Source organism: Stenotrophomonas sp. TWI1149 (assembly GCF_039673155.1).
GTDB classification, from domain to species: domain Bacteria; phylum Pseudomonadota; class Gammaproteobacteria; order Xanthomonadales; family Xanthomonadaceae; genus Stenotrophomonas; species Stenotrophomonas maltophilia_AA.
Genome location: NZ_JBDJLB010000005.1, coordinates 1 through 19,137 on the forward strand (window position 1 = coordinate 1; position 19,137 = coordinate 19,137).

Here is a 19,137-nt window from a genome sequence, read left to right on the forward strand (position 1 = left end):
GGCCGGCTCCTCACGATGCCTGGATTTCATGAGGAGCCGGCCAGCGGCCGGCACTACCGGTGTGATGCGCCGCACGGCCACCGGTGCCTTCGTCACGCACCGCGCAGCCACCCATGGGGTGGCTCTACCGTGAAGCGGATCAGCGCTTCGCCATGTCTTCTTCGATCTCATCGGCACTGCGTGCCAACGCAGCGGTCAGCACCTGATGGCCGTCCTCGGTGATCAGCACGTCGTCTTCGGTGCGGATGCCGATGCCACGCCAGCGCGCTTCCACGCTGCGGTCGTCCGGTGAGACATAGAGGCCCGGCTCGATGGTGAACACCATGCCGGGCTCCAGCATCCGCGAATCCCCGGCCAGCCGGTAATCGCCGACGTCGTGCACGTCCAGGCCGAGCCAGTGCCCGGTCTTGTGCCGGTAGAACCGCTGGTAATGCGCTTCGGCGATGTTCTCTTCCAGCGTGCCCTTGAGCAGGCCCAGCCGCAGCAGGCCTTCGGTCAGGGTCTCCACCGCGGCCAGGTGGCCGGCTTCATAGGCGTTGCCCGGGCGGGCCTGGGCCAGCGCCGCCGCCTGCGCCGCACCGACCAGGTCATGCAGCGCGCGTTGCTCGGCGGTGAAGCGGCCGTTGACCGGGAAGGTACGGGTGATGTCACTGGCGTAGCCGCGGTACTCGGCACCGGCATCGATCAGGACCAGATCGCCATCGTGCGAGCGCGCATTGTTGTCGCGGTAATGCAGGATGCAGCCGTTGGCACCGGCACCGACGATGCTGCTGTAGGCCGCGCACGCATCATTGGCACGGAACACACGCTCCAGGTCGGCCTGCAGTTCGTACTCGTGGATGCCCGGCCGCGCCACATGCATCGCGGCACGGTGGGCCTGCACGCTGATGTCGGCGGCGCGCTGCATCACCGCGATTTCCGCGGTCGATTTGAACAGCCGCTGCTCGTGCAGCAGGTGGCCCAGCTCGAGGAATTCATGCGGCGGCTGCGCGCCATGGCGCACCTGCGAGCGCACCCGGTTGACCCAGCCGATCAGCTTGAGATCGAACTCGGCATCGCGACCGAAGTGGTAGTACACCCGCGAGCGCCCTTCCAGCAGGCCGGGCAGGATGTCGTCCAGATCGTCGATCGGGTAGGCGTCGTCCATGCCGTACTGCGACACCGCACCTTCCTGGCCGGCACGCGCGCCATCCCAGGCTTCGCGGTCGGCGTCGCGCTCGCGGCAGAACAGGATCACCTCGCCATGGCGGCGGCCCGGAATCAGGACCAGCACGGCCTCCGGTTCCGGGAAGCCGCTCAGGTACCAGAAGTCCGAGTCCTGGCGGAACGGATAATGCGTATCCAGGCTGCGCACCCGCTCGGACGCGGCCGGCAGCACCAGGATCGCGTCATCGCCGGCCATTTCCATCAACTGCTGGCGACGACGCGTGTATTCGGCGGCGGAGATGCCGGTCAGCTGCCGGATATCCATCTCAGTTCAGGCGCTGCCGATGGCGCGCGGCCATGACGCAGTCACCGTGCAGCAGCAGCACCGCCACGCGGATGAACTCCTCGATCTCGGCCAGTGCGTCTTCGTCATCGTCGTTGCCGCTTTCGAAGTCTTCGCTGGAGGCCTGGGCCAGCTTGGCCAGATCGGTCAGGGCCTCGTCGCCCTCTTCCGACAGCGCCGGGCGGTTCTGGCCCGAGCCGAGCCCGAAGCCCCCGAGGAACGCGCGCGCCCAGGTGAACAGCGCATCGGCCTGCGCCGCGGTGTCGCTGGCATCGCTCAGCAGCAGCTCGAACGCGAAGTCGCGGTCTTCCAGCTGCGCCACGCTGGCATCGAGCAGCCGCGACAGCGCGTCGCCTTCGGCCGGGGTCGGCAGGTTGTCATCGGCCAGCACGCGGGCCGGCCATTCACGCACCGGCGCACCGCCGGCGGACAGCCAGCCGCACAGGCCGCCGTGCAGTTCAGCGGCGCTGGCGCCCAGGCCCAGGGCCTGGCTGGCCTGGTTTACGTCGTCGACACTCGGGAGTTCGGTCATCTTGGGGCTACGGTTTGTGAGCGCCACAGTGTAGCAATCCACCCGTGTCCACCGGGTTGCGGTGGCTGCCACCGGGCCCTGCCCCGGTGCCCCGGAGCCGACCGCCCGCAGGCCCCGTCAATATTCGCTTGACCGCCCCATCCGCCCTTGCCTATCGTGCCGGACATGGAACCCGCCGATGCCATCGCCCAACTGCAGGCCTTCGCCGCCCGGGTGGAGGCGTTGCTGGAGCGCAACCAGCGCCTGGCCGACGAGAACCGCAGCCTGCGCCACCAGCAGGAACAGCTGGTCGCCGAACGCTCCCAGCTGCTGGCCAAGAACGAACAGGCCCGCTCCCGGGTCGAAGCGATGATCACCCGCCTCAAATCCCTGGAGCAGCACACATGAGCCAGACCGAACCGGTCAGTGTCCGCATCCTGGATCGTGAATACACAGTGGGCGTGGGCGCGGAGGAACGCGAGAGCCTGACCGCCGCCGCCCGACTGCTCGACGCCAAGATGCGCGAGATCCGCGGCAGCAACCGGATGGCCGCGGTCGACCGGGTCGCGGTGCTGGCCGCGCTGAACCTGGCCCACGAACTGCAGCAGCTGCGCGATGAGCACGCCCGCCAGGCGATCGCGCTGCAGCAGACCCTGGGCGATCTGAACCGCCGCCTGGATCGCGCCTTCGACGGCGCAGGGTGATCCACGATGGGTTCCACGCGATGGCCGATTGCACAAGTACATCGCGTGGCCTTCATCGATCTGAATTGACGTGCAATCCGACCGACGAACGGACTGGTCGAATCGCACAAGAGGGCTATAATCCTCGTCGCGTTCTCTGCTGTGAACGACGGCGTGTGCAAACATTCGCCTTGTCCCTTAATTACGACCACGGGTGCGCGACGGCGCCGGGAGTGCAAGTCCGCCTTGTAGCGGGAAGCCCGATGGAACCCCAGCGTACCCACTTGAACCCCGGGTTCAAGGTCGTTTCGCATGCATCGTCACGGCGGAGAATGCAATATTCCAGCAAGAGCGGCGTTCCCTTGGGACGTCGCTCTTGTTTTATCCGCTTCCCCCGCACGCTCCGGACCCAGGCATGACCGACCCGCGCTCCGCACTGCGCCAGCAGCTGCGCCAACGCCGCCGTGATCTCCCCGCCGCCGTGCGCCTGGCCGCCGCCGAACATCTGGCTGATGGCCTGCTCTCCCTTCCTTTCGCGCCCACGCAGGGCCACGTCGCCGGCTACTGGGCGATGGATGGCGAAATCGCACTGCACCGCTGGCAGATGCAGTTGCCCGCCGGGCTCACCTACTGCCTGCCGGTGCTGCATGAGAAAACGCTGCGCTTCGCGCCGTGGCGCCCGGGGCAGGCGCTGACTACCAACCGCTTCGGCATCCCCGAACCCGAGGTTGCGCTGGACGACACGCTCGCGCCGGAACAGATGGCCCTGGTCGTGGCGCCGCTGGTCGGTTTCGACGCACAGGGCCGCCGGCTCGGCATGGGAGGCGGCTGGTATGATCGCAGCTTCGCATTCCGCCACCAGCGCCCGGCGCCGCCGTGGCTGGTCGGGGTCGGCTTCTCGGTCCAGCAGGTCGATGACCTGCCGGTGCAACCGTGGGACGTCGCGGTGGATGCGATCTGCACCGACGTCTCCACCCTTGTCTGCGTACCGACCAATGGTCGGCACCTACAGTAATCAAAGACTCCGCATGACCGCACGCAAGCGCTACTGGCTGATGAAGTCCGAACCGGACGCCTTTTCCATCGATGATCTGCAGCGCGTAGGCCGCGAGCCCTGGAACGGCGTGCGCAACTACCAGGCGCGCAACTTCATGCGCGACGGCATGAAGGTCGGCGACGGGGTGATGTTCTACCACTCCAACACCAAGGTGCCGGGCATTGTCGGGCTGGCCACGGTGGCCAGCGAGGCCTACCCGGACGACACCCAGTTCGATCCCAAATCCGATTACTACGATCCCAAGGCGACCCGCGAAGAACCGCGCTGGATGCTGGTGGACGTCGCCTTCGAACGCAAACTGCGCGACACCATTTCGCTGGACGAGATCAAGCTGCACGCCGATGCGCTGGGCGAAGGGTTCCCGTTGACCGCGCGCGGCAACCGCCTCTCCATCCTCCCGGTGACCGCCGCGCAGTGGAAGCTGCTGCTGTCGCTGGAAAAGCACTGACCCCCTTTCCTCCAAGAGTTGCCCGCCATGTCCGAAGCCAAGCGCCTGGCCGCTGAAAAAGCCATTGAATACGTCGAAGACGGCATGATCGTCGGGGTCGGTACCGGCTCCACCGTCGCCTACTTCATCGACGCCCTGGCCAGGATCCAGCACCGCATCAAGGGCGCCGTGTCCAGCTCGGACCAGAGCACCGCACGCCTGAAGCAGCACGGCATCGAGGTGTTCGAGCTCAACCACACCGGCACCCTGTCGCTGTACGTGGATGGCGCCGACGAGTGCGACGGCAACAAGAACCTGATCAAGGGCGGCGGCGCCGCGCTGACCCGCGAGAAGATCATCGCCGAGGCCAGCGAGCGCTTCGTGTGCATCATCGATCCGAGCAAGCAGGTGAAGGTGCTGGGCAAGTTCCCGCTGCCGGTGGAAGTGATCCCGATGGCGCGCAGCCTGGTCGCCCGCCGCATCATGGACATGACCGGCGGCCAGCCGGCGTGGCGTGAGGGCGTGGTCACCGACAACGGCAACGTGATCCTGGACATCCACCATCTGGAAATCACCGATCCGGTGAAGCTGGAGCGCGAGCTCAACCAGCTGCCGGGCGTGGTCAGCGTCGGCCTGTTCGCACGCCGTCCGGCCGATGTGGTGATCGTGGGCGGTGAACCGCCGATCGTGATCTGATCCCGTGGCCGTCGCCCGCGACGGCCGCCCCAACGAGGCACTCCCATGTCCCTGCTGCGCCTGCTGCCCCTGCTCCTGTTGCTGACCCTCGCCGGCTGCGCCAGCACCAACGCCCGTCACTGGGTGGAACTGGACGGCAACCGTTACCACGTTGAACTGGCCACCAACGATGACACCCGCGCCCGCGGCCTCATGTTCCGCGACCAGATGCCGGACGACCACGGCATGCTGTTCATCCACGAACGCGAAGAGCTGCAGGCGTACTGGATGAAGAACACCAAGATCGCCCTGGACATCCTGTACTTCGATGCGCAGCGTCGCCTGGTCAGCCAGCAGCGCGACGTGCCGCCGTGCTCGGCCGGCGATCGTTGCCCGCCCTACCCCAGCAGCGAGCCGGCCCGTTACGTGCTGGAACTCAACGCCGGGCAGGCCGAGAAGATGGCGCTGAAAGACGGCACCGAACTGAAGTTCGGCCCCGGCATCGCCGACGACAAGTAAAACGGCCCCGATAAACGCGCCGCGCCCTTGAATCGCGGCGCGTTTGTCGCCAGTCTTGTCCCATGCAGGGGCAGATCACATTGCCGACGTGGGAATCACTGGCCGAGCTGGACGACGAGGCGCTGCCTCTGTTGCCGACCGCCCTGCTGATCGCCCGGGACGAATACCCGGACCTGGACCCTGCCGTCTACGACGCGGTCCTGCAGAGCCACGCCGACCACCTGCGCACCGAGATCGCCACGATCGACATGTGGCCGCTGAAGATCGCAGCGGTCAATCGCCACCTGTTTGACGAGCTGGGCTACAGCGGCGACCACGGCGAGTACTACGACCCGCGCAACAGCTATCTGAACCAGGTCTTCGAACGCCGCCTGGGCAACCCGATCTCGCTGGCACTGGTGCAGATGGAAGTCTCCCGACGGCTCGGCATCCCGCTGGACGGGGTGTCCTTCCCCGGCCACTTCCTGGTGCGCCTGCCGCTCAACGACGGCGTGCTGGTGATGGATCCGTTCAACGGCGGCCGCCCCCTGGGCGTGGAGGAACTGCGCGAACGCGCGCGCTCGCACCTGGGCGGTGAAGTGCCCGACGACGACGTGCTGGCGCAGATCCTGGACCCGGCCCCGGCACGCGCGATCCTGATGCGGATGCTGCGCAACCTGCATGGCGTGTACGTCGAACGGGGGGAATGGGACCGCGCCGCGCGCAGTGCCGACCGCCTGCTGAAGCTGGCGCCCGAGCAGGACGACGCCCTGCGCGATCGCGGCATGGCCTACCTGCAGCTGGACTACGAGGCCGGCGCGCGCAGCGACCTGGGGCTGTACCTCAAGCGCAATGCCAAGGCCAGCGACGCCCAGTTCGTGCGCGAGAAGCTGGTCGGGCTCGGTGGCGCGGTGCCGCGCCTGCACTGAGGGCGCCGTGATGCTCGCCGGGCGCCCGGTCGTGCTTTAGTCGACTTCGACCATCTCGAAATCATCCTTGGTCACGCCGCAGTCCGGGCAGGTCCAGGTATCGGGAATGTCCTCCCAGCGCGTGCCGGGGGCGATGCCCTCTTCCGGCAGCCCGTCTTCTTCCCGGTACAGGAAGCCGCAGACAACGCACATCCAGGTGCGGAAGGTGGTGGCGGTAGCGTCGGTCATCGGATAATCACGGCGGGACAGGAGCTGACAGTGGTCATTGTCCCACTCCCGTTGCGCTACCGGTAGCCATTGATGAATCACGCTTCAGCCCCCACGCCGCCCCGCGGCGTCTACCTCATCACCCCCGACGAGCCCGATACCGCGCGGCTGCTGGCGCGCACCGCGCCGCTGCTGGCGGCCGGCGCGACCTGGCTGCAGTACCGCAACAAGACCGCCGATGCCGCCCTGCGCCTGCAGCAGGCGACCGCGCTGCAGGCGCTGTGCGGGCAGCACGGCGTGCCATTGATCATCAATGACGACCCGGCGCTGGCCCATGCCGTGGGCGCCGCTGGCGTGCACCTGGGCGGCACCGACGGCGACATCGGCGCGGCGCGTGCCCTGCTGGGGTCCGACGCCATCATCGGCGCGTCCTGCTACGACCAGCTGGCCAATGCCGCGCGTGCCGTGGCCGAAGGCGCCAGTTATGTGGCCTTCGGCGCGTTCTTCCCCACCACCACCAAGGTCACCGCCAGCCGTGCCACGCCGGACCTGCTGCGGCAAAGCGCCGCACTGGGCGTGCCGCGGGTGGCGATCGGAGGGCTCAGCCCGGACAATGTGGGTCCCATCATCGCGGCCGGTGCCGACCTGGTGGCCGTGGTCAGCGGCATTTTCGCCGCCCCCGACCCGGTTGCCGCCCAGCGCGCCTTCCTCGCCCAGTTTCCGTAAGACCCAGGACACTCCATGAACCACGACCAGTCCCACGCCCTGTTCACCCGCGCCCAGAAGCTGCTGCCGGGTGGCGTCAACTCGCCGGTGCGCGCGTTCAAGTCGGTCGGCGGCGAGCCGTTCTTCGTCAAGCGCGCCGATGGCCCCTATCTGTATGACGTGGACGACAACCGCTACATCGATTACGTCGGCTCCTGGGGCCCGATGATCGTCGGCCACAACCACACCGCCGTGCGCCAGGCGGTCAAGCAGGCGATCGGCAACGGCCTGTCGTTCGGCGCGCCCTGCGAAGCCGAAGTGACCATGGCCGAGACCCTGACCCGGCTGGTACCGTCCTGCGAGATGGTGCGCATGGTCAACTCCGGGACCGAGGCCACGCTGTCGGCGATCCGTCTGGCGCGCGGCGCCACCGGCCGCAGCCGCATCGTCAAGTTCGAAGGCTGCTACCACGGCCACGGCGACTCGTTCCTGGTCAAGGCCGGCAGCGGCATGCTGACCCTGGGCGTGCCCACCTCGCCGGGCGTTCCCGCAGGCCTGAGCGAACTCACCCTGACCCTGCCGTACAACGATTTCGATGCGGCCACGGCGCTGTTCGCCGAACAGGGCGAGCACATCGCCGGCCTGATCATCGAACCGGTGGTCGGCAACGCCAACTGCATTCCGCCGCGCGAGGGCTACCTGCAGCACCTGCGCGCGCTGTGCACGCAGTACGGCACGGTGCTGATCTTCGATGAAGTGATGACCGGCTTCCGCGTGGCCCTCGGCGGTGCGCAGGCGCATTACGGCGTGACCCCGGACCTGACCACCTTCGGCAAGATCATCGGCGGCGGCATGCCGGTGGGCGCTTACGGCGGTCGCCGCGAGCTGATGTCGCAGATTTCCCCGGCGGGCCCGATCTATCAGGCCGGCACCCTGAGTGGCAATCCGGTGGCGATGGCCGCCGGCCTGGCGATGCTGGAGCTGGTGCAGGAACCGGGCTTCCATGACCGCCTGGGCGCCGCGGCGGCACGCCTGTGCACCGGGCTGGAAGCCGCCGCCGCCGAGGCCGGGGTTGCCGTGACCACGACCCAGGTCGGCGCGATGTTCGGCCTGTTCTTCACCGATCAGAAGGTGGAGACCTACGCCCAGGCGACCGCCTGCGACATCGCCGCGTTCAACACCTTCTTCCACGCGATGCTGGAGCGCGGCGTGTTCCTGGCGCCGTCGGCCTATGAGGCCGGGTTCCTGTCCAGCGCCCACGACGACGCGATCATCGATGCGACGCTCGAGGCAGCGCGCGAAGCCTTCAAGGTCGTGAAAGGCTGACAAAAACGGTGACAAAAACGGGGACGGAGGTAATTAATAACCACCTCCGTCCCTGTTATTCAACCGAACACGAAGCGGCCCTTCATCATCGCGAAGTGGCCCGGGAACGAGCAGAAGAACGTGTAGTCGCCGCCCTTGGTCAGCTTGGCGGTGGAGAAGGTGACGCTGGTGGTCTGCCCACCGCCGATCACCGCCGTATGCGCCAGCACGCGTGCATCGCCCTTGGGCAGGTAGCTGTCGGCCAACGTCGCGCGCATGCCGGCCATCGCCACCGGCTGATAATCGGCCGTGCGGGTCAGCACCCAGTTGTGGCCCATCGCGGTCGCGGCGAGCTTGCCGGTGTGGCGCAGCGTCAGCTTCACCTGGGTGCAGTCCGCCGCAACCTTGAGTTCCTTCTGGCTGAAGCTCATCTGGTCGGTGCTGTCGAGGGCGATCGCGCAGACACGCGCATGGGCGGCCGGGGCCAGCATCAGGCCGGCGAGCAACACGGGGGCAAGCAGTTTCAAGGCGATCTCCATCGAACAGTCCCCGCGATTCTAGTGACCGCCCGTGCAGGCGACGTGCGACGCGATGTCGCAGCGCAGCCCCCGGCTGGGTTACGGTCAGCCTTGGACCTGGACGAGACTTCTCCGATGCCCCCTGCGATCGAGTGCCTGCTGCTGGATTTCGATGGCGTGCTGGTGCGCTATGCCCGGCATCTGCGCGTGCGCCATCTCGCCGCGGGCATCGGCTGCAGTGCGGCGCAGGTGCAGGCGGCGCTGTTCGACAGTGGACTGGAGCGCGCCTACGACAGCGGCATGGCGACGGACGCGTACCTTGAGCAACTGGGTGAAGCGCTGCGGACCACGATCAGCATCGCGCAGTGGCAGGCGGCGCGCATCGCGGCGTGCGCACCGGAAGCAGGGGTCATCGAACGCGTGGCACGGATCGCCCGGACGTTGCCGATCGCGATCCTGACCAACAACGGCGAATTGATGGCACGGACGATTCCGCTGCTGCTGCCGACCCTGGCCGATGCCCTGCACGGCCGCATCCTGTGCAGCGGTGCACTGGGCGGGCGCAAGCCGGACCCGGCGATATTCACCCGCGCAGTGGAACGGCTGGGCGCGCGCGCCGAGCGCACGCTGTTCGTCGATGACCTGTTCGTCAACGTGCGCGGTGCGCGGCAGGCAGGCCTGCAGGCCGAGACCGCGACCGACAGCCGCGCGTTCGGCAAGGTCATGAAACGGTCGGCTCTACCGCCATTGGCTAGCGCGACGCGATGAACGAGGCGACCGCTGCGCGAAGCCGCTTCAGGCCTTCGGCGATTTCTTCATCGGTGATGTTCAGCGACGGCACGAAGCGCAGCACGTCCGGGCCGGCCTGCAGGGTCAGCAGGCCGTGGTCGGCGGCGTGGTCCAGGATGGGCCCGGCCTGGCCGGCGAAGTCCTTGTCCAGCACCGCGCCCAGCATCAGTCCGCGGCCGCGGACCTGGCTGAACACCTTGAACTCGTCGTTGATCCTGCCCAGGCCATCGCGCAGCGCCTGCGACTGGCGGCTGACGTTGTGCGCGATCTCGGGCGAGGACAGCTTGCGCAGTGCCACGCGGGCCACCGCAGCCGCCAGCGGGTTGCCGCCGAAGGTGGTGCCGTGCGCGCCGAACTGCATCACCTCGGCGACCTTCGGGCCGGCCAGCATCGCGCCGATCGGGAAGCCGCCGCCCAGCGCCTTGGCCAGGGTGACGATGTCGGGGGTGATGTTGTCCTGCCAGTGCGCGAACAGGGTGCCGGTGCGGCCCATGCCGACCTGGATCTCATCGAGCACGACAAGGGCATTGTGCTGGTCGCACAGCTCGCGCACGCGCTTCAGGAAGCCCGGCTTGGCCGGCATCACACCGCCCTCGCCCTGGATCGGCTCGAGCATCACCGCGGCGACATCGCCGGCGGCCATCGCGGTCTCCAGCTGCACCTCATCGTTGAAATCGACATAGCGGAAGCCACCGGGCAGCGGCTCGTAGCCCTCCTGGTACTTCGGCTGGGCGGTGGCGGTCACCGCGGCCAGGGTGCGCCCGTGGAAGCTGCCGCGGAAGGTCACGATCACGCGCTGGTGCGCCGGGCGGCCCAGCGAGGAGGCCCACTTGCGGACCAGCTTGATCGCCACTTCGTTCGCTTCGGCGCCGGAATTGCACAGGAACACGCGCTCGGCGAAGCGCGAGGCGGTGACCAGTTCTTCGGCCAGGCGCAGCGGCGGTTCGCTGTAGAACACGTTGCTGGTGTGCCAGAGCTTGCCGGCCTGCTCGATCAGGGCCGCGGTCAGGTCCGGATCGTGGTGGCCCAGGCCGCACACGGCGATGCCGGCGGCCAGGTCGATGAACTCGCGGCCCTGGGTGTCCCAGACGCGGGCGCCCTGGCCGCGCTCGAGCACCACCTGGCGCGGTTTGTAGACCGGCAGGTAGTAATGCGACAGGGACAACAGCGGATCGGTGGCAGCGGCGGTCATGGCGGTCGGGGGCTCGGGAAAGATCCCATTCTCGCGCTTTGGGCCGGTGGGGCACAATGCGGGCCATGCGACCGTTCACCGCCCCCCAGCTCAACCCCGCCACCGAGTCCGGCTGGCGCCGCCAGTGGTTCGACATCATCTACCGCCACGACACCCGGCCCTCGCGCAATTTCGACCTGCTGCTGGTCTACGCGATCATCGCCAGCGTGGTGGTGGTCATGTTCGACAGCGTGCAGCGCTTCCACGCGGCCTACGCGGACTGGCTGTATGTGCTCGAATGGGGCTTCACGCTCCTGTTCACTGCCGAATACCTGCTGCGGCTGGTGGTGGTCAAACGCCCGCTGCGCTACGCGTTCAGCATCTGGGGCATCATCGATCTGGCCTCGATCCTGCCGACCTACCTGTCGCTGTTCATCCCCGGCGCGCAGAGCCTGCTGGTGGTGCGCGCGCTGCGCATCCTGCGGGTGTTCCGGATCCTCAAGCTGACCCGCTACATCGAAGAAAGCGGCGTGCTGATGGAGTCGCTGTGGCGCAGCCGCCGCAAAGTGCTGCTGTTCCTGTTCACGGTGATCACCATCACCATCATCGCCGGGACGATGATGTACGTGATCGAAGGGCCCAACCACGGCTTCACCAGCATCCCCAGCAGCATGTACTGGGCGGTGGTGACGATGGCCACGGTGGGCTTCGGCGACATCGTGCCGCAGACCGTGCTCGGCCGCTTCGTGACCTCGGTGCTGATCCTGATCGGCTACAGCATCATCGCGGTGCCGACCGGCATCTACACCGCCGAACTGGCCAACACCATGCGCGATGCCGAGCATGCCGCGCGCCGGGATGCACGCGGCTGCCCGCACTGTGGCCTGGAAGGCCACGAACCCGACGCGCGCCATTGTCGCCGGTGCGGCAGTGCCCTGCCGGATACGTTCAATACGTAGATCCACGCCATGCGTGGGTGAGAACCTGCGCAGTGCGGACCAATGGTCCGCACCCCCCCCACCCGACCGTCAATGCATGCGGTTGCTGGTGGCCACCAGGTCGTTGTACGCGTCCAGGATGTCCGACTGCGCGCCTTCCGGGGCCGAGGTGAGCCAGCTGCCCGAAGCCTTGCGCTCCGCAGCCAGGCCTTCCGCGCTGATCGGTTTGCCCTGCTCAATGCGTTCGATGCCACGGCCGGCCTTGCGGATAAGCGTGTCGGCCGAGCGCTGCACAGGGCCCCACATCGGGTCGTCCTTGCCGATGCCGGCGGTCTGCATCTCCTTCACCAGTGCTTCGTAATCCGCCAGGCGCGTGCGCAGCGCGGCGACGTCCGGCTTTTCATCCTGGAAGGCCACCGCAAGCTGCTTGCCGTCACCGACCAGGCGCAGGTGGTAGTACGCCGGCGAACGGCCCTCGCTCTCTTCGATCTCCTTCAGCTGCGCGGCACGGCGGTCTTCCTCGTTCTTTTCCAGCGCCACGTCCAGTGCGTCGCTGGCCTTGAAGAAGGCCGCATAGGCCTGCATCAGCGGTGCGTGCTGGCTGCGCATGCCTTCGCCACCATCGCGGCGGAATTCCTCGCGGCTGAAGTAGCCATCGGCCTGCTCGATCTTCGCATACAAGGCCTGGAATGCCTGCTGGTAATCGCGCGCTGACGCATCCATCGGCGTCGCCGGCGTCATCGCCAGCGCGTCGGTCAGCGGCTGGCCGCAATATTCCACGCGGTGCGACAACACCGTGCCCGGCGAGCGCGGCTGCGCTTCCTTGCCGGTCGGGCCGGCCTCGACATCCTTGATCCAGCCGGTATAGGTCTCGAAGCCCTCGTGGATGGGCTGCTCGACGCCGTTGTAGCACTCGATATAGGCATTGACCTTGGCAAGGCTGGGATCGGCCGGCGACAGGCCGGTGGACTTGTTGCAGCCAGCCAGGCCGGCCACGGCGCCCAGCAACAGCACCGGCAGTACACGTATAGAAGCGTTCAATTCAGTTCCTTGCACACAAAAAACAGTAGGGCGCCTTACTGGCGGTTGCTCTGGAAGACCAGCGCGTTGTATTCCTGCATCAGCTTGGCCGGCGAGCCCTGCGGCGCCATCGACGGCGAATCGAGCATGCCGCGCTCGAACCTGCTGTACGCCCTTTTTTCGCTGACACGCTGCAGCCGTTCCTTGCCCTGGCGGCGGAAGTTCTCCGCTTCGCGTTCGAAACCCTCCCAATCGGACTTGCCGGGCTCCTGATCAGCCACCTTGGCATGTGCTTCGTCCGAAATGCGGTTGAATGCGTCCAGACGCTCCTGCGCCTTGGTCGTGTCGAACGCATCCTGCGTCATCAGCTCCACGATAGCCTTGGCTTCCAGCATCATCGCCAGGCGGTAGTACTCGCGAGTGCGGCCCTCGGCCTGCTCCAGCACCTTGAGCTGCTCACGCTGCGCCGCATCGTTCTGGCGTTCCAGTTCAGCATTGAACTGCTCGCTCGCTGCCACAAACTGCTTGAACGCGGCCATCAGCGGGCCATGCATCTGCTTGCCCTTGGCAAACTGGTCGTCTTCGTAATCCTGCCGCTCGTAGTAGTCGTGAGCCTCCTTGCTGACCGGCGCCAGCGCCTTCAGCGCCTGCTGATAGCGGCCGGCAGCGTCATCGAGCTCGGCCAGTGCGGGCTTGGCCGCGATCGCTTCCGTCACCGGTGCATCGCACTGCTTCATGTCGTAATCGCTGATCTCGAAGGGCCCGTAGATGCTCGACTCGCGGCCGGTCGGGCCTGCGTCGACATCCTTGATCCAACGCGTATACGACTGGATGCTGTCATGCGTTTTTGAATCAAGTGCGTTGAAACAGCCGATGTAGGCGTTGAGCTTGGCGGTCAGCTGCTGCTGCGCGTCGACGGCGGCGGTCGCACCGCGCTGCTCGGCCGAGCCCGTCGTGGCCGGGTCGCCAGCAGGTGTGTTGCCGCAGGCAGACAGGACAAGCGCAAGCGCAGCAGCCAGCGCGGTGGAAGAAAGAACACGGGGCATGCAGACCATCCTTGAAAACGATTACAGCCGCGCATTCTAGCCGAGCCCGCCGTGATGGTCGGCTCAATCCCGCTGCGTTTCCTGGCGCAGTCAGTCCAGAAACAGATCCGGCAGCAGCGGGCGCGACACGTCCATGGCGTACCCGGACAGATCGGTCACCCCGGCTTCGGCCAGCACCTCGTCGTCGATCAGGAAGCGGCCGTGGAAACCGGCAGCCTCGCGCACCAGCACCGCGTGCGCGGCATCGGCCAGGATCTGCGGCGTGCGGCAGCCGGCGGGATCGACGCCGGGAATCATGTTGATCGCGTCGGTAGCGATGATGGTGCGCGGCCACAGCGCATTGACCGCGACGCCCTGCGGACCGAACTCGGCGGCCAGCCCGAGGGTGACGAAGCTCATGCCCATCTTCGCCAGCGTGTAGCCGGTGTGCGGGGCCCACCACTTCGGGTCCAGGCTCGGCGGCGGCGCGAGGGTCAGAATGTGCGGGTTGGGCGCCTGCAGCAGGTGCGGCAGGCAGGCCTGTGCGCACAGGAAGCTGCCGCGCGCGTTGACCTGCTGCATCAGGTCGAAGCGTTTCATCGGCGTATCCAGCGTGCCGCGCAGCCAGATCGCACTGGCGTTGTTGACCAGGATGTCGATGCCGCCAAACGTATCCACCGTGGCAGCCACCGCCGCACGCACCTGGTCCTCTTCGCGGATGTCGCACTTCAGCGCCAGCCCCTGCCCGCCCGCGGCGGTCACCGCCTCTGCAGCGCTGTGGATGGTGCCCGGCAGCTTGGGATTGGGCACCGAGGACTTGGCCGCGATCGCGACGTTGGCGCCGTCGCGCGCCGCACGCAGCGCGATGGCCAGGCCGATGCCGCGCGAGCCGCCGGTGATGAACAGGGTTTTGCCTTGCAGACTGGCCATGTGCGGGTTCCTTCAGTGCGATTGCAATGGACCCGCATTATGCCGCCCCGGCGCACACGCCGGATTCATGCGCCACGTCGATACTGGGCGCTCACGTTCTGCATGGAATGAGCGACATGACGGCGATCCGCCTTCCCCTGACTGCGCTTGCGCTGGTGCTCGGCGTTGCCGCCTGCCAGCCGGCGGGCGCTCCGACAAGCACCGAGCCGCAGGCGGCCGCCACCGTTCCCGGCACCGCGGGCGGCGCGTCCCCCTTCAGCGAAGCCGCGATCTGGGACGGCGAGGTCGATGCCTGCCGTGGCCAGGCACCGGTCGCCGATGATTGCTTGGCCCGCGCGATGCAGGCCGCCAAGGCCAGCCCGCAGGCGATCGCCGCCGCCCATCAACTGGGCGCGCAGGGCAATCCCGGCTATGTGAGCGCATGGCGCGAACAGGACGGCGTGGGCATCGCCACCATCGAGTATCCGTTCCGCGCCAATACCAATGAAAGCACGCTGCTGGTCGACAGCGCCGGTCACACGGTGGATGTGGATGCGGACGTGCTGCCGGAAATGTCGCGCGCCGATGCCACGGTCAAGCCGTTCCTGGATGCGCACCCGGAGGCCACGCCCTTCGCACCGGCCGAGGCCAGCGGCAGTGAAGCGCGGCCCGACGGGGGCGTGCGCCTGATCTACAGCACGCCGATGCGTACCTGTCATGCCTGCGCGGATGTCGGGAAGCTGCGGGTCGCCTACGATTTCGATGCGCAACGCCGCTTCAGCGGCAAGCAGATCCTCGAGCTGCGCTGAGCACCATCGCCTGGTCCCGGTCAGCCGGGCGCGCGCCCGGTCACTGCGGCGCGTGCGTGCTTCGCCCGCTCAGGGCTTCGGCCCCTGCCCTTCGTTGTCTTCCCAGTGCAGGATCCTGCGGGTGACGAAGCGGTAGACCGGCTTGCCGGTGCGGAACCACAGATCGCGCACCCACGAGGTGCGCTTGAGCAGCCGCTTCTCCACCGGCGTCAGGTACTGCCGGCAGTACATGCGCTTGTGCTTGAGCAGATGGCGCAGGTCTTCGCGGGCCAGCAAGCGCATCCAGCGCGAGCGTGGGTTGCCGATCACCGCCAGCTGGAAATCGATCAGCGCCGGCGAACCATCGTCGCGTACCAGCCAGTTGGCTTCCTTGGCCAGATCGTTGTGCGCGATGCCATGGCGATGCACCTGCTGCAGCAATCGGCGGGCGGCACGGAAGTACGCCAGGTCGCCCTGCGGCGGACGCTGGTACATGGCATCACCGGCCATGAAGCTGCGGTCCAGCCAGCGCCCGTTCCAGGCCAGCAGGCGCGGGGTGTCGGGCATGCCATCCAGGTGCGCCAGCGCGCGTGCCTCGCGCCGGGCCAGCCACCATGCCGGCAGCCGCAGCCACCACGGGGTCGCTTCCAGATCGCGGCGCACGAAGCGCTGGCCGTCCTGCTCCATCAGCAGGATGCGGCCGAAGCTGTCGGCTTTGAGGGCGGTCGGGGCGGCGTCGGCGGGGCGTGTCATGCCGCCATTCTAGGCGGGTGATCGCGTTCATTCACTGCAGATGCCGCACTTCCCCGCCGCCGGCCGGCAGTCAGTCACTTTGCCCCCTCTATAATCCCCCGATGGACTCGTCATGGATCGATGCCACGCTTGCGTGGATCTCAGCTCACCCCGTGCTTGCCGGTGCGGTCATCTTCCTCATCGCGTTCTGCGATGCGGTCATCGTGCTGGGCGCGATCGTGCCCGCGTTGCCGCTGCTGTTCGCGGTCGGTGTGTTCATCGGCCTGGGCCAGATCTCCGGACCGTATGCGGTGGCCTGCGCAGCCCTCGGCGCGTTTGCCGGCGATGGCATCAGCTACTGGATCGGGCGGCGCTGGGGCGATCGCCTGCGGGGTTTCTGGCCCTTCAGCAAATACCCGCAGCTGCTCGACCGTGGCGAAACGATGTTCCGCCGCAATGCGTTCAAGAGCATCCTGGTGGCGCGCTATGTCGGCGCGATCCGGCCGTTCGTGCCCGCCATCGCCGGCATGATGAAGATGCCGCTGTCGCGCTACATCCAGGCCAGCGGCATCGCCAGCCTGTCGTGGGCGGTGCTGTTCCTCGCGCCCGGCTGGGTGCTCGGCGAGGCCTATGACGCAGTGGCTGCGGTCGCCGGTCGGCTGGTGATGGTGCTGGCCCTGCTCGGCGTGATCATGGGCCTGGTCTGGGCGATCGTGCTGTATGGCTACCGCTGGTCGGCCTCGCGCATGGACAGCTGGCTCGCCAGCCTGCTGGCCTGGTCGCAGCGGCACCCGACCCTGGGCCGCTATTCGGTGGCGGTGTTCGATCCGCAGCGACGGGAGTCGGTGCCGTTGGCGATGCTGGCGGTGATGCTGCTGCTGCTCGGCTGGGGCTGGTTCGCGTTGTTGATGGCCGTGGTCGCCCACGGCGAACCGCTGATGGTCGATCTGGCCGTGCACCACGCGATGCTGGCGCTGCGCAATCCGCTGGCCGATTACCCGATGGCCGCACTGGCTTCGCTGGGCGCGTGGCAGGTCCTGCTGCCCGCCACCGCCGCCGGCATGGGCTACCTGGTCTGGCGCCGGCGCTGGATGGCGGCGGCCCACTGGCTGGCCGCGCTCGCCTTCGGCCTTGCACTGTGCAAGCTGCTCGGCGCGACGGTGGACGTGGTCCGCCCGCCGGATGCAAGCAGCGGCTTCGGCTTCCCGTCGGTCTCGGTGACGATGGCCACGATCACCTTCGGCTTCTTCGCCGTGCTGATCGCGCGCGAGCTGCCGGGCCGCACGCGCGTCTGGCCTTACCTGCTCTCGGGCATCATCGTCAGCCTGATCGGCTTCGCGCGCATCTACCTCGGCGCGCATTGGCTGAGCGATGTGATCGGCGGCATGCTGTTCGGTCTGTTCTGGCTGCTGGTGCTGGGCATCGCCTACCGTCGCCGCTTCAACCGCTCGTTCTGGGTCAAGCCGGTGGCGTGGCTGTTCTACGGCACCTTCGCCATCGCGGCGCTCTGGTATGCCCCGCGCAACATACCGGTCAAGCTGGCCCGCTTCGAGCCGGCCCAGCCGACCCCGGCGCCGCTGGATGCCCAGGCCTGGTGGACAACCGAATGGCAGCACCTGCCCTCGCGCCGCAATGAGTTCGATGACGATCAGCGCTGGCCGCTGGATGTGCAGGTGGCCGGTCCGTTGGCGCCGCTGCAGCGGCGGCTGGAAAGCCAGGGCTGGCGCGTGCAGCCGCAGGCCGGTTGGGAGCAGGCGCTGTTGATGCTCGACAAGTCCGGCGACAAGGACACCGTGCCGGTGCTGCCGGCCACCCTGGACACCCAGGTCGAGTCGCTGCTGATGCTGCGCGCGGGCAATGCGCCCAACGAGATCTTCGCGCTGCGCCTGTGGCCGGCACCCGCACGTCTGTCGGCGCCGGACAACGAACCGCTGTGGCTGGGCAGTGCGCAGACCCTGCACTACCAGCAGCACTTCAAGCTGATCGGGATGTGGCGGCCGATGCGTGGCATCGACCCGTCGCTCAATGCGGTCCGCCAGGCCCTGGAGGGCCTGCCGCAGCAGGTCGATACCCATCCGGACACGGAGATGCCGGTACTGCGCGTGCGCATGCCCCCGGCGGAATGAGGCAGCGCCGGGGCATCCCCGGCCGATCGTGCAGCGGGGCCACGCCCCGCGTTACGGCATCCAGTCCAGCAGCGCCTGCAGGCGCTGGTGCGGATCATCGCGCTGCAGCAGTTGCAGGCGCTGAGCATCCTGGAGCGGCAGCAGTTCGGCCAGGCGCCAGCCGACCCAGCTGGCCTGCTCCATCTGCGCCGGGCTGACCGGGGCGAACGCGGCGCCCGCCTGCTCGATGATGTGCTCGAGCACGGTCGCCATGAGCGCGTGCTCGGGCTGCAGCTCGTCGTCGCTGTCGGGCGCGCACCAGGTCGCCTCGGCGATGATCAGGCCGTTGTCGCGCACCCGGGTCCGTTCGACATGGAAGCGGCGCTGGCCGCGCAGGCGCAGCACCAGCACGCCATCGGCACCCACGTCGAAATCCTCGATCCGCGCCTCGACCCCGTAGGCGGCGGGCAAGGCCGGCGCGCCGACCTCCTCGCCCTCCAGGATCAGGCAGACACCAAACGCGGTGCCCGCCCGGCTGCATTCGCGCAGCATGTCCAGATAGCGGCGCTCGAACACCCGCAGGCCCAGCGCCGCACCGGGCAGCAGCACGGTGTGCAGCGGGAACAGGGGCAGCGAAGCGGTCTCGGTCATGGCCA

23 protein-coding genes and 1 other RNA gene are annotated in these 19,137 nt (G+C 67.8%); 14 read left to right on the plus strand and 10 right to left on the minus strand.

Features of this window, described 5'->3' with window-relative positions:
• Positions 1–139 precede the first annotated feature (139 nt).
• Complete coding sequence (locus tag ABE424_RS06990; RefSeq protein ID WP_346489439.1) at positions 140–1,465, minus strand: aminopeptidase P N-terminal domain-containing protein; 1,326 nt, start codon at positions 1,463–1,465, stop codon at positions 140–142.
• Between the two features lie 7 nt (positions 1,466–1,472).
• Positions 1,473–2,021, minus strand: coding sequence for a UPF0149 family protein (locus ABE424_RS06995; RefSeq protein ID WP_346491662.1), 549 nt, complete (start codon positions 2,019–2,021; stop codon positions 1,473–1,475).
• Between the two features lie 165 nt (positions 2,022–2,186).
• Here ABE424_RS06995 and ABE424_RS07000 point away from each other — a divergent pair, with 165 nt between their 5' ends.
• The 8 genes from ABE424_RS07000 (at position 2,187) to ABE424_RS07035 (ending at position 6,269) form a co-directional block, all read left to right on the plus strand.
• Positions 2,187–2,408 carry a TIGR02449 family protein gene (locus tag ABE424_RS07000; RefSeq protein ID WP_019183857.1) on the plus strand — a complete coding sequence of 74 codons (222 nt, stop codon included), beginning with the start codon at positions 2,187–2,189 and terminating at the stop codon, positions 2,406–2,408.
• The gene (locus ABE424_RS07005; RefSeq protein ID WP_176988315.1) at positions 2,405–2,704 is read left to right on the plus strand and encodes a cell division protein ZapA; all 300 of its coding nucleotides are present in this window, start codon (positions 2,405–2,407) and stop codon (positions 2,702–2,704) included. Before ABE424_RS07000 ends, ABE424_RS07005 begins: the two co-directional genes overlap by 4 nt.
• A gap of 130 nt (positions 2,705–2,834) precedes the next feature.
• Positions 2,835–3,019, plus strand: a non-coding RNA gene (gene ssrS, locus ABE424_RS07010) — 6S RNA.
• A gap of 79 nt (positions 3,020–3,098) precedes the next feature.
• Positions 3,099–3,698, plus strand: a complete 600-nt coding sequence (locus ABE424_RS07015; protein ID WP_346491661.1) for a 5-formyltetrahydrofolate cyclo-ligase — start codon at positions 3,099–3,101, stop codon at positions 3,696–3,698.
• A 13-nt stretch (positions 3,699–3,711) separates the two neighbouring features.
• On the plus strand, positions 3,712–4,188 hold the full coding sequence (locus tag ABE424_RS07020) for an EVE domain-containing protein (protein ID WP_346478935.1): 477 nt from the start codon (positions 3,712–3,714) through the stop codon (positions 4,186–4,188).
• A gap of 27 nt (positions 4,189–4,215) precedes the next feature.
• On the plus strand, positions 4,216–4,863 hold the full coding sequence (rpiA, locus tag ABE424_RS07025; RefSeq protein WP_346491660.1) for a ribose-5-phosphate isomerase RpiA: 648 nt from the start codon (positions 4,216–4,218) through the stop codon (positions 4,861–4,863).
• Positions 4,864–4,908: 45 nt separating this feature from the next.
• Positions 4,909–5,361: a DUF192 domain-containing protein gene (locus ABE424_RS07030; protein ID WP_176988311.1), complete on the plus strand. Its 453-nt coding sequence runs from the start codon at positions 4,909–4,911 to the stop codon at positions 5,359–5,361.
• A gap of 62 nt (positions 5,362–5,423) precedes the next feature.
• A complete protein-coding gene (locus ABE424_RS07035) occupies positions 5,424–6,269 on the plus strand; it encodes a tetratricopeptide repeat protein (RefSeq protein ID WP_176988310.1) in 846 nt (281 codons plus the stop codon).
• A 36-nt stretch (positions 6,270–6,305) separates the two neighbouring features.
• Here the strand turns inward: ABE424_RS07035 and ABE424_RS07040 are convergent, their stop codons facing one another.
• Entirely contained in the window at positions 6,306–6,497 is a 192-nt protein-coding gene (locus ABE424_RS07040) for a rubredoxin (RefSeq protein ID WP_037553342.1), read from the minus strand.
• 72 nt (positions 6,498–6,569) lie between these two features.
• Between ABE424_RS07040 and thiE the strand changes: the two genes are divergently transcribed.
• Together thiE and hemL are read left to right on the plus strand one after the other, a co-directional pair.
• On the plus strand, positions 6,570–7,202 hold the full coding sequence (gene thiE / locus ABE424_RS07045) for a thiamine phosphate synthase (protein ID WP_319208488.1): 633 nt from the start codon (positions 6,570–6,572) through the stop codon (positions 7,200–7,202).
• A gap of 15 nt (positions 7,203–7,217) precedes the next feature.
• A complete protein-coding gene (gene hemL / locus ABE424_RS07050) occupies positions 7,218–8,507 on the plus strand; it encodes a glutamate-1-semialdehyde 2,1-aminomutase (RefSeq protein ID WP_346478930.1) in 1,290 nt (429 codons plus the stop codon).
• A 59-nt stretch (positions 8,508–8,566) separates the two neighbouring features.
• Here the strand turns inward: hemL and azu are convergent, their stop codons facing one another.
• Positions 8,567–9,025, minus strand: a complete 459-nt coding sequence (azu, locus tag ABE424_RS07055; RefSeq protein ID WP_346491659.1) for an azurin — start codon at positions 9,023–9,025, stop codon at positions 8,567–8,569.
• Between the two features lie 114 nt (positions 9,026–9,139).
• On the opposite strand from azu, the gene ABE424_RS07060 reads away from it, so the two are divergent.
• Entirely contained in the window at positions 9,140–9,772 is a 633-nt protein-coding gene (locus ABE424_RS07060; RefSeq protein WP_346491658.1) for an HAD-IA family hydrolase, read from the plus strand.
• Here ABE424_RS07060 and ABE424_RS07065 read toward each other — a convergent pair.
• Positions 9,756–10,985 (minus strand): acetylornithine transaminase, encoded by a 1,230-nt coding sequence (locus ABE424_RS07065; RefSeq protein ID WP_319208477.1) that lies wholly within the window; start codon positions 10,983–10,985, stop codon positions 9,756–9,758. The two genes, ABE424_RS07060 and ABE424_RS07065, sit on opposite strands and share 17 nt — an antisense overlap.
• A 65-nt stretch (positions 10,986–11,050) precedes the next feature.
• Between ABE424_RS07065 and ABE424_RS07070 the strand changes: the two genes are divergently transcribed.
• The gene (locus tag ABE424_RS07070; protein ID WP_319208475.1) at positions 11,051–11,923 is read left to right on the plus strand and encodes an ion transporter; all 873 of its coding nucleotides are present in this window, start codon (positions 11,051–11,053) and stop codon (positions 11,921–11,923) included.
• Positions 11,924–11,992: 69 nt separating this feature from the next.
• Here ABE424_RS07070 and ABE424_RS07075 read toward each other — a convergent pair whose 3' ends face one another.
• From ABE424_RS07075 to ABE424_RS07085, 3 genes are all read right to left on the minus strand, one after another.
• Positions 11,993–12,943 (minus strand): YiiG family protein, encoded by a 951-nt coding sequence (locus tag ABE424_RS07075; RefSeq protein WP_346491657.1) that lies wholly within the window; start codon positions 12,941–12,943, stop codon positions 11,993–11,995.
• A 35-nt stretch (positions 12,944–12,978) separates the two neighbouring features.
• The gene (locus ABE424_RS07080) at positions 12,979–13,968 is read right to left on the minus strand and encodes a YiiG family protein (RefSeq protein WP_346491656.1); all 990 of its coding nucleotides are present in this window, start codon (positions 13,966–13,968) and stop codon (positions 12,979–12,981) included.
• 90 nt (positions 13,969–14,058) lie between these two features.
• Positions 14,059–14,877: an NAD(P)-dependent oxidoreductase gene (locus tag ABE424_RS07085; RefSeq protein ID WP_346491655.1), complete on the minus strand. Its 819-nt coding sequence runs from the start codon at positions 14,875–14,877 to the stop codon at positions 14,059–14,061.
• 116 nt (positions 14,878–14,993) lie between these two features.
• On the opposite strand from ABE424_RS07085, the gene ABE424_RS07090 reads away from it, so the two are divergent.
• Positions 14,994–15,665, plus strand: a complete 672-nt coding sequence (locus tag ABE424_RS07090) for a hypothetical protein (protein ID WP_346491654.1) — start codon at positions 14,994–14,996, stop codon at positions 15,663–15,665.
• Positions 15,666–15,734: 69 nt separating this feature from the next.
• Here the strand turns inward: ABE424_RS07090 and ABE424_RS07095 are convergent, their stop codons facing one another.
• Positions 15,735–16,397 carry a phosphotransferase gene (locus ABE424_RS07095; RefSeq protein WP_179460156.1) on the minus strand — a complete coding sequence of 221 codons (663 nt, stop codon included), beginning with the start codon at positions 16,395–16,397 and terminating at the stop codon, positions 15,735–15,737.
• Between the two features lie 101 nt (positions 16,398–16,498).
• Here ABE424_RS07095 and ABE424_RS07100 point away from each other — a divergent pair, with 101 nt between their 5' ends.
• Positions 16,499–18,502: a bifunctional DedA family/phosphatase PAP2 family protein gene (locus tag ABE424_RS07100; RefSeq protein WP_346491653.1), complete on the plus strand. Its 2,004-nt coding sequence runs from the start codon at positions 16,499–16,501 to the stop codon at positions 18,500–18,502.
• Positions 18,503–18,553: 51 nt separating this feature from the next.
• Here ABE424_RS07100 and ABE424_RS07105 read toward each other — a convergent pair whose 3' ends face one another.
• Entirely contained in the window at positions 18,554–19,132 is a 579-nt protein-coding gene (locus tag ABE424_RS07105; RefSeq protein ID WP_346491652.1) for an LON peptidase substrate-binding domain-containing protein, read from the minus strand.
• Positions 19,133–19,137 lie beyond the last annotated feature (5 nt).

Bases quoted from the DNA above. Each gene is read 5' to 3' on its own strand.
- ABE424_RS06995 (WP_346491662.1), bottom strand. From the start codon at position 2,021: ATGACCGAACTCCCGAGTGTCGACGACGTAAACCAGGCCAGCCAGGCC.
- ABE424_RS07000 (WP_019183857.1), top strand. From the start codon at position 2,187: ATGGAACCCGCCGATGCCATCGCCCAACTGCAGGCCTTCGCCGCCCGG.
- ABE424_RS07005 (WP_176988315.1), top strand. From the start codon at position 2,405: ATGAGCCAGACCGAACCGGTCAGTGTCCGCATCCTGGATCGTGAATAC.
- ABE424_RS07015 (WP_346491661.1), top strand. From the start codon at position 3,099: ATGACCGACCCGCGCTCCGCACTGCGCCAGCAGCTGCGCCAACGCCGC.
- ABE424_RS07020 (WP_346478935.1), top strand. From the start codon at position 3,712: ATGACCGCACGCAAGCGCTACTGGCTGATGAAGTCCGAACCGGACGCC.
- rpiA (WP_346491660.1), top strand. From the start codon at position 4,216: ATGTCCGAAGCCAAGCGCCTGGCCGCTGAAAAAGCCATTGAATACGTC.
- ABE424_RS07030 (WP_176988311.1), top strand. From the start codon at position 4,909: ATGTCCCTGCTGCGCCTGCTGCCCCTGCTCCTGTTGCTGACCCTCGCC.
- ABE424_RS07035 (WP_176988310.1), top strand. From the start codon at position 5,424: ATGCAGGGGCAGATCACATTGCCGACGTGGGAATCACTGGCCGAGCTG.
- ABE424_RS07040 (WP_037553342.1), bottom strand. From the start codon at position 6,497: ATGACCGACGCTACCGCCACCACCTTCCGCACCTGGATGTGCGTTGTC.
- thiE (WP_319208488.1), top strand. From the start codon at position 6,570: ATGAATCACGCTTCAGCCCCCACGCCGCCCCGCGGCGTCTACCTCATC.
- hemL (WP_346478930.1), top strand. From the start codon at position 7,218: ATGAACCACGACCAGTCCCACGCCCTGTTCACCCGCGCCCAGAAGCTG.
- azu (WP_346491659.1), bottom strand. From the start codon at position 9,025: ATGGAGATCGCCTTGAAACTGCTTGCCCCCGTGTTGCTCGCCGGCCTG.
- ABE424_RS07060 (WP_346491658.1), top strand. From the start codon at position 9,140: ATGCCCCCTGCGATCGAGTGCCTGCTGCTGGATTTCGATGGCGTGCTG.
- ABE424_RS07065 (WP_319208477.1), bottom strand. From the start codon at position 10,985: ATGACCGCCGCTGCCACCGATCCGCTGTTGTCCCTGTCGCATTACTAC.
- ABE424_RS07070 (WP_319208475.1), top strand. From the start codon at position 11,051: ATGCGACCGTTCACCGCCCCCCAGCTCAACCCCGCCACCGAGTCCGGC.
- ABE424_RS07080 (WP_346491656.1), bottom strand. From the start codon at position 13,968: ATGCCCCGTGTTCTTTCTTCCACCGCGCTGGCTGCTGCGCTTGCGCTT.
- ABE424_RS07085 (WP_346491655.1), bottom strand. From the start codon at position 14,877: ATGGCCAGTCTGCAAGGCAAAACCCTGTTCATCACCGGCGGCTCGCGC.
- ABE424_RS07090 (WP_346491654.1), top strand. From the start codon at position 14,994: ATGACGGCGATCCGCCTTCCCCTGACTGCGCTTGCGCTGGTGCTCGGC.
- ABE424_RS07095 (WP_179460156.1), bottom strand. From the start codon at position 16,397: ATGACACGCCCCGCCGACGCCGCCCCGACCGCCCTCAAAGCCGACAGC.
- ABE424_RS07100 (WP_346491653.1), top strand. From the start codon at position 16,499: ATGGACTCGTCATGGATCGATGCCACGCTTGCGTGGATCTCAGCTCAC.
- ABE424_RS07105 (WP_346491652.1), bottom strand. From the start codon at position 19,132: ATGACCGAGACCGCTTCGCTGCCCCTGTTCCCGCTGCACACCGTGCTG.